General features: G+C 71.3%; 1 protein-coding gene. It reads left to right on the top strand.

Going from position 1 to position 840, the window contains the following annotated elements; translation table 11 throughout:
* The coding region (locus D9V41_RS16095; RefSeq protein ID WP_133434229.1) for a putative PEP-binding protein at positions 1-840 on the top strand (840 nt) is incomplete at both ends.

The raw sequence follows: 840 nt of genomic DNA on the forward strand, positions 1-840 counted from the left end.
GCGGCCTGGTGTCGCTGGTGCAGAAGCGACTGGGCGAAGGCAACGGACTCTACGCCGCCGTCGGCGGCGCCATCGACGACCTCATCGCCATGTTCACCGCGGCAGGTGGCCTCATGGCCGAACGGGTGACCGATCTGCGCGACGTACACGATCGCATCCTCGCCGAACTCTCCGGGCAGCCGGAGCCGGGCATTCCCGCGCCGTCCGAGCCGTCCGTGCTGTGCGCCGACGACCTCGCGCCGGCCGACACCGCCGGCCTCGACCCGTCGGTCGTGGTCGCCATCGCCACGTCCCTGGGCGGACCCACGAGCCACACCTCGATCATCTCGCGCCAGCTCGGCATCCCGTGCGTCGTCGGTGTCGAGGGGCTCGACGCGATCGAGACCGGCACGGTCGTGTTGGTCGACGGCGCGACGGGTGACGTCGTCATCGAACCCGACGCCGAGGTCATCGAGACGCGCACCGAGTCGGCGCGCCTCGTGGGCGAGGCAGCCGCCTCGTGGACCGGACCCGGCGGCACGTCGGACGGCCACCGCGTCGAGATCCTCGCCAACGTGCAGGACGGTGCGTCCTCGCAGAACGCTGCACAGAAGCCCGTCGAAGGCGTGGGTCTGTTCCGCACCGAGTTGTGTTTCCTCGACCGCGACACCGAGCCCTCCGTTGAGGAGCAGGCCCGGATCTACGCCGAGGTCCTCGAGCCGATGGGGGAGCGCAAGGTCGTCGTGCGCACGCTCGACGCCGGCTCGGACAAGCCCGTCGCGTTCGCGACGATCCCCGACGAGCCCAACCCCGCGCTCGGCGTCCGCGGCATGCGCCTCGGTCTGCGTGACGAAGGGCTGC

This window comes from Aeromicrobium phragmitis, from assembly GCF_003674095.1.
In the GTDB taxonomy this organism is placed as follows: Bacteria; Actinomycetota; Actinomycetes; order Propionibacteriales; family Nocardioidaceae; genus Aeromicrobium; species Aeromicrobium phragmitis.